The sequence below is a fragment of the Bacillus sp. V3B genome, from assembly GCF_024494465.1.
Classification (GTDB): domain Bacteria; phylum Bacillota; class Bacilli; order Bacillales; family Cytobacillaceae; genus Bacillus_BD.
The window spans coordinates 266,467-277,412 of sequence record NZ_JAETXM010000002.1; the positions used below are offsets into that span (position 1 = coordinate 266,467).

The 10,946-nt window shown below is 37.0% G+C and carries 6 protein-coding genes and 12 tRNA genes; 1 reads left to right on the forward strand and 17 read right to left on the reverse strand.

What is annotated here, in order from left to right:
* The first annotated feature begins 414 nt into the window (after positions 1–414).
* Positions 415–1,350, forward strand: coding sequence for a 1,4-dihydroxy-2-naphthoate polyprenyltransferase (locus JMM81_RS05735; protein WP_256240569.1), 936 nt, complete (start codon positions 415–417; stop codon positions 1,348–1,350).
* Between the two features lie 122 nt (positions 1,351–1,472).
* Here JMM81_RS05735 and JMM81_RS05740 read toward each other — a convergent pair whose 3' ends face one another.
* The 17 genes from JMM81_RS05740 to JMM81_RS05820 form a co-directional block, all read right to left on the reverse strand.
* Positions 1,473–3,863, reverse strand: a complete 2,391-nt coding sequence (locus tag JMM81_RS05740) for a glycogen/starch/alpha-glucan phosphorylase (RefSeq protein ID WP_256240570.1) — start codon at positions 3,861–3,863, stop codon at positions 1,473–1,475.
* Positions 3,850–5,301 carry a glycogen synthase GlgA gene (gene glgA, locus JMM81_RS05745; RefSeq protein ID WP_256240571.1) on the reverse strand — a complete coding sequence of 484 codons (1,452 nt, stop codon included), beginning with the start codon at positions 5,299–5,301 and terminating at the stop codon, positions 3,850–3,852. Before glgA ends, JMM81_RS05740 begins: the two co-directional genes overlap by 14 nt.
* Entirely contained in the window at positions 5,298–6,323 is a 1,026-nt protein-coding gene (locus JMM81_RS05750; protein ID WP_256240572.1) for a GlgC family sugar phosphate nucleotidyltransferase, read from the reverse strand. The genes glgA and JMM81_RS05750 overlap by 4 nt, the downstream gene beginning before the upstream one ends.
* Before the next feature lie 54 nt (positions 6,324–6,377).
* On the reverse strand, positions 6,378–7,511 hold the full coding sequence (locus JMM81_RS05755; protein ID WP_305367713.1) for a glucose-1-phosphate adenylyltransferase: 1,134 nt from the start codon (positions 7,509–7,511) through the stop codon (positions 6,378–6,380).
* Positions 7,459–9,399 (reverse strand): 1,4-alpha-glucan branching protein GlgB, encoded by a 1,941-nt coding sequence (gene glgB / locus JMM81_RS05760; protein ID WP_256240574.1) that lies wholly within the window; start codon positions 9,397–9,399, stop codon positions 7,459–7,461. The genes JMM81_RS05755 and glgB overlap by 53 nt, the downstream gene beginning before the upstream one ends.
* A 298-nt stretch (positions 9,400–9,697) precedes the next feature.
* Positions 9,698–9,769 (reverse strand) — tRNA-Glu (locus JMM81_RS05765).
* Between the two features lie 4 nt (positions 9,770–9,773).
* Positions 9,774–9,864: transfer RNA gene (locus JMM81_RS05770), tRNA-Ser, on the reverse strand.
* Between the two features lie 11 nt (positions 9,865–9,875).
* Positions 9,876–9,950: transfer RNA gene (locus JMM81_RS05775), tRNA-Asn, on the reverse strand.
* A 23-nt stretch (positions 9,951–9,973) separates the two neighbouring features.
* Positions 9,974–10,050, reverse strand: a tRNA-Ile gene (locus JMM81_RS05780).
* An 8-nt stretch (positions 10,051–10,058) separates the two neighbouring features.
* A tRNA-Gly gene (locus JMM81_RS05785) sits at positions 10,059–10,132 on the reverse strand.
* 10 nt (positions 10,133–10,142) lie between these two features.
* Positions 10,143–10,218, reverse strand: a tRNA-His gene (locus JMM81_RS05790).
* A gap of 35 nt (positions 10,219–10,253) precedes the next feature.
* Positions 10,254–10,326: transfer RNA gene (locus tag JMM81_RS05795), tRNA-Phe, on the reverse strand.
* Positions 10,327–10,460: 134 nt separating this feature from the next.
* Positions 10,461–10,537 (reverse strand) — tRNA-Asp (locus JMM81_RS05800).
* Positions 10,538–10,540: 3 nt separating this feature from the next.
* A tRNA-Met gene (locus JMM81_RS05805) sits at positions 10,541–10,614 on the reverse strand.
* Positions 10,615–10,644: 30 nt separating this feature from the next.
* Positions 10,645–10,737, reverse strand: a tRNA-Ser gene (locus tag JMM81_RS05810).
* An 11-nt stretch (positions 10,738–10,748) separates the two neighbouring features.
* Positions 10,749–10,825 (reverse strand) — tRNA-Ile (locus JMM81_RS05815).
* Positions 10,826–10,833: 8 nt separating this feature from the next.
* Positions 10,834–10,910 (reverse strand) — tRNA-Met (locus tag JMM81_RS05820).
* Positions 10,911–10,946: the final 36 nt, after the last annotated feature.

The following is a 10,946-nucleotide window of genomic DNA, read 5'->3' on the forward strand; positions in this document are numbered from 1 at the left end:
AATTATAATTATACTCCATTATCATACCATATTACAGTGAGTATGACCATGACCTCCATTTTCGAGAGAAAAAGTGTACGAATCTAACTAGAGAATGGTCTTATAGGGTCGATAACCAATAATTTACAATACTAATATAATTTTATTTTTTCAATAAAGCCGTTCATTTTCTAAACAAAGTAAAGTCTATTCATACACATAGGGAGAAAAGTAGAACTAAATGTACGAATAGAAATACTATTTGCACAATGTAAAGTTATTGACACAACTTGTATCTTTAAATAAACTAAAACTGTAACGAAATGTTCAAACTTATAATTATTCAGACTAAACTTTATTTTCGCACATATAGAATGAATAATACAGATATCAATATAAAAAGGACTGTTCACAAAGGCTAAGGAGGAGTTTTAAATGGAATCGTCAGTTCAAACAATTTCTTCTCCAGTTTACAAGCGAAAAGACTGGAGAGTATGGTGGAGATTAACAAGACCACATACATTAACAGCCGCATTTGTTCCGGTTACACTTGGGACAGTGCTTGCTATGAGCAATGGCACTACTATTCATATAACACTGTTTCTTATGATGATGATTGCGAGCATTTTGATTCAAATAGCAACTAACTTATTTAATGAGTATTATGATTATAAGCGAGGGCTTGATCATGCTGAATCTGTTGGAATTGGTGGTGGAATTGTTCGTGATGGTCTTCAACCAAAAACAATTATGAAACTTGCCTTTAGTTTATATGGTGTCTCTCTTTTGATTGGGATTTATATTTGTATGAATAGTAGCTGGTGGTTAGCTGCTGTTGGTTTAGGCTGTATGGCGGTCGGTTATTTATATACAGGTGGTCCAAAACCAATTGCCTATACTCCTTTTGGTGAACTTGCTTCAGGTCTTATGATGGGCATGATCATTGTGTTAATTTCTTTTTTCATTCAAACCGGTACGGTTACAGTAGCAAGTATTCTAATTGCTACCCCGATTATGATTTTAGTAGGGTCCATTAACCTATCGAATAATATTCGTGATCTAGATGGAGACAAGGAAAACGGCCGTAGAACGCTTGCTATCCTTCTTGGTAAAAAAAATGCTGTTATCTTTTTAGCATCCATGTTTACTCTTTCTTATATTTGGGTATTTGCCTTGGTTGCTTTCGGAATTATCTCTCCTTGGATTATGCTTGTCGTCCTTAGTATTCCAAAAGCAGTTACAGCGATTAAGGGATTTATGAAACATACAGCTCCACTTCAAATGATGCCAGCCATGAAGGCAACATCACAAACTAATACGTTCTTTGGTCTTTTATTATCGTTCGGAATTTTTATTGGCCATTTCATATAAAAATATAATTAAATCCTCTGCTCTTACGCAGAGGATTTTTTATTGCCTCTTTACGCCCAAAAGGGGAAAGAGACCTTTTAATCATCGATCTCTTCCCTATTCAATCAAATTTTCTAAGTTAATCACCTGCCTACGCTATCTATTTTCCAAATCTCATTTGCATACTCTTTAACCGTACGGTCACTCGAAAAATAGCCTGCCCCGGCAATATTCATTAAACTCATCTTTAGCCATCGATCCCGATTTTTGTAAGTATTGCCTACCTCTTTTTGAATATTGACATACGAATCAAAATCTCTCAGCACAAAATATTGATCATTTTGCATAAGTAGCGAATCATAAATCGCTTCAAATTCATCCTCTTCATTCGCAAAAAAGCCATTTACCAGCTGTTCTACTACTCTCCGAATCCTTTTATCATAATGAAAGTATTCAATCGAACGATAGCCACTATAATGAAGGACTTCTTTTGCAGTAAGACCAAAGAGAAAAATATTTTCTTCTCCCACCAAATCTTTGATTTCAACATTAGCTCCATCTAAAGTACCAACCGTAAGAGCCCCATTCATCATAAACTTCATATTGCCTGTTCCTGATGCTTCTTTACTAGCAGTCGAGATCTGTTCACTAACATCAGCAGCTGGAAAAATTTCTTCTGCAAGGGAAACACGATAATTTTCTAGAAAAACCACTTTCAACTTTTCATTTACAGTTGGGTCATTATTTACTTTGTCAGCAACCGTATTGATCAACTTAATAATTTTCTTTGCATAATAATAGCCTGGAGATGCTTTAGCACCAAAAATAAAGGTTCGTGGATAAAATAAAAACTGTGGATCTTCCTTTATGCGATTATAAATATGCATAATATGGAGCACATTTAAAAGCTGACGTTTATATGCATGTAGTCGTTTAACCTGTACATCAAAAATACTTGAAGGATCAATCCTAATCCCTATTTGCTCATAAATTCGATTTACCAACTTTTGCTTATTATGTTGTTTAATATCATTTAATCTTTTAAGAAAAGTCGAATCATCTTGAAAATCACGAAGTTGACTAAGCTTTGCAGGTTGTTTAATCCAAGAAGGTCCTATTGCATCTGAAATAAGATTAGCAAGCTCTGGATTCGATTTCAGTAGCCATCTACGATGTGTAATCCCATTTGTCTTATTATTAAATTTCTGTGGGAATATTTGATAAAAATCGTTCATTTCTCGATTTTTCAAAATTTCTGTATGGAGAGAGGCTACACCATTCACACTATGACTACCAACTAACGCTAGATGAGCCATTTTGACTTGATCATGTGCAATAATAGCCATGCGTTCAATTCGGTTCCAGTCACCAGGGTAACCTTGCCACAATTGCTGGCAGAAACGTTCATTAATTTCGTTGACAATCATATAAATTCTCGGTAATAATGGCTGGAAAATTTGAATCGGCCATTTTTCCAACGCTTCCGATAAGGTCGTATGATTGGTGTAAGAGATCGTATTCGTTGTAATCTCCCATGCTTCCTCCCATCCTAAACCACCCACATCCATCAAAATTCGCATAAGTTCAGGAATTGCTAGTACGGGATGGGTATCATTAATATGAAGGGATACATGACGATGGAAATCTCGCAAACTGTCGTGACTTTTTAAATACGATCTGACAATGGAACCGATACTAGCACAAACCAAAAAATATTGCTGTTTCAAACGCAGAATTTTCCCTTCATCATGAGTATCGTCTGGATATAAGAATTCCGAGACACTTTCTGTTTCTCGCTTATATTTTAAAATATCTTTATGAACCAGAAACGGAGAGGGTTCAGAACTCCAAAGTCTTAATGTATTAACCGTTTTATTATTATAGCCAACGACTGGGACATCATAGGGGACAGCCGTGATGGATTCAGTATCACTATGGCGGAAAATGAGACGACCATTTTCTTCTATTGACTCTATATTCCCCCAAAATGGAACTTCAATGGCTAAATCTGCTTTTCTGACTTCCCACACTTGTCCATGACGAAGCCATAGCTCTGGAAGCTCGACTTGATATCCCTCAATAATCTTTTGTTCAAACAACCCATGTTTATATCGAATTCCGCAGCCGTGCCCTGGAAGACCTAATGATGCGATTGAGTCTAGAAAACAAGCAGCTAGGCGCCCCAGCCCTCCATTTCCTAATCCAGCGTCTGATTCAACCTCTTCAATCTCATTCAAGTCAATCCCTAAATCATTTAACCCTTCCTCGACAATCCTTTCAATGCCAAGATTCATTAAATTATGACGAAGCAATCTGCCTAGTAGAAATTCAATGGAAAGGTAATAGACTTGTCTCTCATCTTTAGACCTGTAAAGTTCATTTGTTTCAATCCAATCCTTGCTTGCATATTCACGAATCATATGTCCCAAAGTGTCAAATTGATCATCTTTTGAACTCTCAGCAAAGCTTTTTCCACACATCATTTCCAGCCTTTTTAAGAATTGTTTTTTAAAATCCTCTTTATTTGAGAACATACAGTTCACTCCTTGGAACAAGATCCACATATAGCTGATTATACTTAGCAGCAGACTGTGCCCAGCTAAACTCCATCTCCATCGCTGTTTTTCTTAACTGACTCCAAACACCCTTATCATCATAAACGTCAATCGCTCTTCTAAACGTGTGCAGCATGTCATGCGCATTAAAATTTGTAAAGCTAAATCCATTCCCCTCACAAGTGATTTCATTATAGGACTGAATCGTATCATTTAGTCCGCCTGTTTCCCTTACAATAGGGAGCGCTCCATATTTCAAGGCAATTAACTGTCCAAGTCCACATGGCTCGAACTTTGAAGGCATCAGAAATAAATCAGTCCCCCCATAAAGCTGATGAGCAATTGTATCATCAAAACCGATATATGCCTTAAATTTATCCTTATACTGATACTCCATCTCCCGGAAAAAATGTTCAAACTCAGGATCTCCTGTGCCTAAAATGATCATTTGAATGTTTTCTGCCATGATTTCATGAAATACTCTCCTGATAAGTTCTAGTCCTTTTTGTTTTGTTAAGCGGGTAACCATTGTGATTAAAGGTACTTCTAACTCAGGCAATGCAAACCTTTCTTGAAGATATAGCTTATTTGCTTCTTTATATTGAATGTTAACCGGACTATACTTTTGCACGATCTTTTCATCCCATGCTGGATTATAAATTTCTTCATCAATTCCATTTAAGATTCCACTTAAATCATCTTTCCTCTTTATCAATAAACCATTTAATTTTTCACCGTAATAATCGGTTTGAATTTCATGCATATATGTAGGACTAACCGTTGTGATTTTATCTGCAGCGACAATAGCACCTTTCATAAAGTTGATATTCCCATAAAATTCTAGCTCATCGACATGAAAATATTGGTTATCTAAATCAAATAAGTCTTTTAAAGCTTCTTTTGGCATGATCCCTTGAAATTGTAAATTATGAATCGTGAATACAGTCCGAATTTTTGCATATGCTTTCTTCTTTTGATATTTCTTTTTTAAAAGAAATGGAATCATCCCTGTATGCCAATCATGACAATGAATAACATCCGGATAAAAGGAAAGATGTTCTAAGCTTTCAAGTACAGCTTGATTAAAAAAAGCAAACCTCTCTCCATCATCATCATATCCATAAAGACGGTCCCGTTTAAAATATCGTTCATTGTCTACAAAATAAAAAATAACGTTATCATAGGTGTACATCTCAATTCCACAATACTGATTTCGCCATCCAACCTGTACGGTAAACTCTGCTATTTTCTTCATTTCTTGTTTATATTGTTCGGAAATTATTCCATATTTCGGCATGATAATGCGGACATCAGCTCCGAGTCTTATAAGTTCTTTAGGTAAGGAACCTGCTACATCAGCAAGTCCCCCTGATTTGATAAATGGAACACATTCACTTACAGCAAATAATATTTTCACAGGTTCATCAACTCCCCCTGTACAGTACCTTTTCGAATAGTGACTGGCTTTTGACTAGTCCCGATCATACCTATTCCTGCCGCCACCTTAACATCCTTATCAAGAATCGCTGAATCAATTATGCCCTTTTCGCCAATTTGACATTTTTGCATAATAATACTATTTTTAATAACCGCACCTTTTGCGATTCTAACGTTCCGAGATATAATACTATTTTCAACCGTACCATCAATGATACAACCATTGGCAATCATCGAATGTTTAATAGACGCCCCTTTCAAATAACGAGTGGGTGGCGCGTCTTTTACTTTTGTATAAATAGGTTGCATCGTTAAAAATAATTTTTCCCAAACGAATGGTTGGAGAATTTGCATACTCGCTGCATAATAAGACGCAATTGAATCAATTCTTAAGCAAAATTCAGGATATTCATATGTGCAAAGCGTAAAAGGAGATAGTGCATTCACGACATCTTTCATACAGGTGTAGCCTGTTTCTGCTCTTGTTTCAATTAACTCAATCAACAGACTTGTTTTTATTAGGTACATATCAAGAGACTGTCCGTTTTGAACAATTTCAGTAATATCACACTTCATATCAATATGTCTTTCGAGGACTGGCTGAAAATTCATATTAAAAATCGTATAGCAGTTTGCAATAACAGCATATTCCTGTGTGCTTTTATATAAGTAATCTAAGTTAACTGCAAAATGGGTGAAGAATCCAACCCCTGCACTCAGTACATCTAAATTAGGGGATGGAAAAAAGAATAAACCATCTCTTTTTCGATTTAAATCCCAATTTTTACCTGAACCTAAATGATCCATTAACGAACGGTATTGATATTTTGGAAAGATGGCGATACTCTGTATTCCTGAATTAACCATGGTGGATAAGACAAAATCAATTAATCGATAACGTCCAGCAAAAGGCAATGCTGCTAACGACCGATGAGCAGTTAGTTCCTCTAAATCATCATAATGGGTTGTAGCATCAATAACACCTAATAACTTTTTACTCATGATTTCCCCTCCCCTTTGTGCTTGAAAAATGTTTATCTCCTCCATTCATCATCGCTATCTAAACATGTCTTCTGTCACTAATACAATTTCTTTTTTGTGTGGATCACATTTAATGACTGTATTATCTGGAACACTTAAATGAGAGGGCACAATTGCTTTTTCAATGTATACATTTTCACCGATAATCGCATCCGGCATAATAACGGATTCCTTTATCATCGCTCCTTTTTTGACCGTAACACCTTGAAAAAGCACAGATTTATTAACATATCCTTCGATAATACATCCTTCGTTTACTAAAGATTCATTTACCTCTGCTTCAGGTGAAATGTATTGTGGTTTTTGATTTGGGTTTACAGAATAAATACGCCAATTATAATCAAATAAATCGAGCTCACAGTTCTCATCTAATAAATCCATATTTGCTTCCCATAAACTTTGTAAGGTTCCAACATCCTTCCAATAACCCTTAAATGGATAAGCAAATAGCCTTTTATTATCATTCAGTAATTGCGGTATAATATCTTTTCCAAAATCATGTGAAGATGTTAGATTTTTTGCATCTAATAATAAGTAGTCTCTTAAAAGCTCCCATTTAAAAATATAGATTCCCATTGAAGCAAGATTACTTTGTGGTTCATCTGGCTTTTCAGCAAATTCTATAATGCTCATTTCTTCATTTGTATTCATAATCCCAAATCTACTTGCTTCATTCCAAGGAACCTCAATCACTGATATGGTAGCGTCTGCTCCCTTTGCAACATGGTACTCAAGCATTTCTTCATAATTCATTTTGTATATATGGTCACCAGATAAAATCAAGACATATTCTGGATTATGTTGCTCTAAGTAATTTAGATTTTGATAAACAGCACTTGCTGTACCTGTATACCACTTTACCTCTGAAGAAGCAGTATAAGGAGGTAATACCGTAACTCCTCCGTCTTTTCGATCTAAATCCCAGGTACTTCCAATTCCTATATAAGAATTTAAGACAAGAGGTTGATATTGAGTTAGTACCCCAACTGTATCAATACCAGAATTTGTACAATTACTTAATGTAAAATCAATAATTCTATATTTACCCCCGAACGGGACAGCTGGTTTAGCCAAATCCTTCGTTAATGAGTTTAACCTACTTCCTTTTCCTCCTGCTAAAAGCATAGCTATACACTTTTTCTTTATCATCACCCTTTTTCTCCTCCCGCTTTTTTACTGGTTTTAATACAGAAATCCCATATGGGGGAATGGATAACTTAATTGAATAGGGTTTTCCATGGAAATCCTTTTCCGTTGTTCGTATATCTTGCTTATTGACCACACCTGATCCGCCAAAATGCTCTTCATCTGTATTCAACATTTCATGATAGAAGCCTTCAAGAGGCACACCCACTCGGTAGTCATGATAAACAGAAGGAGTGAAATTACATACAAATACAAGCAAGTCATCCTCATTTTCCCCTTTTCGAATAAAGGAAAAGATCGACTGCTCTGTATTGTTAACATCTATCCATTCAAATCCATCATGTCGATGGTCCAGGTTATACAAGGGTTTTGCCCCTTTATAAAATTTTAGTAATTCTTTAACATATGCAAAAACTTTCTTGTGCATGTCATATTCAAGCAAATCCCAATCTAATTGTTCCTTGTCTTTCCATTCAGAAAATTGTCCGAGTTCAAAACCCATAAACAATAATTTTTTTCCTGGATGGCCCATCATATATCCAAGTAACAGCCTAAGTTGAGCGAATTTTTTCCAATAGTCGCCTGGCATTTTATCAAGGAGAGATTTTTTTCCATGTACCACTTCATCATGTGAAAAGGGAAGAACGAAATTTTCATTGAAGGCATAAAGTAAGGAGAAGGTCATTTTCTCATGAACGCTCCGTCTAGATTCTACTGGAGTCTCCATATAGGATAAGACATCATTCATCCATCCCATATTCCACTTGTAATTGAAACCCAAACCACCATAATGAACAGGCTGAGTCACTTGTGGCCAATCTGTCGAATCTTCGGCAATCATAAGAGTGGAAGGATCATATTCGAAAACAACAGTGTTCAGCTTTTTCAAAAACAAAGCTCCATCTTTATTTTCCACCTTTCCATGTTGATTAGGCCAATAAATCAAATTGGAAACAGCATCCAGTCTAAATCCATCAATATGAAAATAACGAATCCAAAATAAGACATTCGAAATTAAAAAGCTTTGCACTTCATTTTTTCCTAAATTAAAGTTAGCCGTACCCCATACTGGATTTTCTCTATCATTCTCATTTGGATAATCATAGAGAAACGTACCGTCAAACTTATATAAGCCATGCGTATCTTTACAAAAGTGTCCTGGAACCCAATCTAGTATGACACCAAGACCATTTTTGTGACATTCATTAATAAAAAACATGAAATCATGTGGTATTCCATACCTGCTTGTTACCGAAAAGTAACCTGTTCCTTGATAGCCCCATGAAATATCAAGAGGATGTTCGATGATTGGCAACAACTCGATATGTGTGAATCCCAACTCTAGGACATGAGGAATAAGTTCTGTAGCAAGCTCCTTATAAGACAATAAGCTCCCATCTTCTTTTATCTTCCAGGAACCTAGATGCACTTCATAAATCACTATCGGATCAGCGAGTATATTTCGATTCAACTTTTGATTCAACCATTCGCTATCTTCCCATTGAAATCCTTCGATTGAATAAACAATAGAAGCCGTGTTAGGTCTTACTTCTGAAAAGTAAGCATAAGGGTCAGCTTTTAGAACATTTTCCCCTGCTAGAGTAATAATTTCATATTTATATAAAGAACCTTCAAGATTTTCATTCAGAATAATTGTCCATATTCCTTCTTTATTCATTTTGTTCAAGGAGTAGCCATCACCATTCCAATGATTAAAATCTCCGACTATCCTAACATCTTGAGCATTAGGTGCCCACACTACAAATTTAGTGAATTTTTTGTTGTTTTCCTCAATGACATGTGATCCCAGCAATTTATAACTTTCATACAAATTTCCTTCATGAAAGAGATGCAACTGATAATCAGATGGCAATAATGTCTTTACAGCCAATTTACTCCCCACCTATGCTAAAATAATTTACCGCCATAGCCTTACTAGTTATCTATTCGAGTAAGATGAGGAAAACCCTTCTATTAATTTTCTAAATTTTAAGATAATAATAGATATAATTATTCATTAACTTAGTAAATCCAACAGCATTAGACAAATCTATCTTACGATTAAACATCATTATATATATGGTTTTTTGATTAATATGAAAAAGAGAGTTGCGTTAAAAAAGAAAAATAAAAAAATAGAATAAAAGAGATCACAAAAAAACTGTTAGCGTTTCGCTAACAGTTTTTTATGACCCCTACGGGATTCGAACCCGTGTTACCGCCGTGAAAGGGCGGTGTCTTAACCGCTTGACCAAGGGGCCAATATGGCGGAGAAGGAGGGATTTGAACCCTCGCGCCGCTTACGCGACCTATACCCTTAGCAGGGGCACCTCTTCAGCCACTTGAGTACTTCCCCATAAATAAAAATGGCTCCGCAGGTAGGACTCGAACCTACGACCGATCGGTTAACAGCCGATAGCTCTACCACTGAGCTACTGCGGAATAAGAATTAACGATATTTATAATGGTGGGCCTAAATGGACTCGAACCATCGACCTCACGCTTATCAGGCGTGCGCTCTAACCAGCTGAGCTATAGGCCCATTAAATTTGGAGCGGGTGAAGGGAATCGAACCCTCATCATCAGCTTGGAAGGCTGAGGTTTTACCACTAAACTACACCCGCATATAAGTAATGGGGCGGCTGATGGGAATTGAACCCACGAATGCCGGAATCACAATCCGGTGCGTTAACCACTTCGCCACAACCGCCATAATAATTTTTTCTAATTCTATTCAATTAAAGGTGGCTCAGGACGGAATCGAACCGCCGACACAAGGATTTTCAGTCCTTTGCTCTACCGACTGAGCTACTGAGCCATATATAATATTTTATCCTAAATTTAGCTAGTGGTCTTGTGCTTCAAAAGACATTGCTTTTGTTGCACAACACATCCTCTTCAGGACGCTGCGTTTCTCTACTGACTGAGCTATATATTATATCTTTTAAAAAATGGCGGTCCGGACGGGACTCGAACCCGCGACCTCCTGCGTGACAGGCAGGCATTCTAACCAACTGAACTACCGGACCGTATTGCGGGGGCAGGATTTGAACCTGCGACCTTCGGGTTATGAGCCCGACGAGCTACCGAACTGCTCCACCCCGCGACAATAGAAATGATACTTTAAAAATAAAACTGGAGGAGGAAAGGGGATTCGAACCCCTGCGCGGTTTGACCCGCCTGTCGGTTTTCAAGACCGATCCCTTCAGCCGGACTTGGGTATTCCTCCGAATATATAAATGGTGGACCTTGTAGGACTCGAACCTACGACCGGACGGTTATGAGCCGTCTGCTCTAACCAGCTGAGCTAAAGGTCCGAATATAATGGTGGCGGCAGAGGGGATCGAACCCCCGACCTTACGGGTATGAACCGTACGCTCTAGCCAGCTGAGCTACGCCGCCAAAATGATTCAGATAAAACTATTTAATAATATAGTA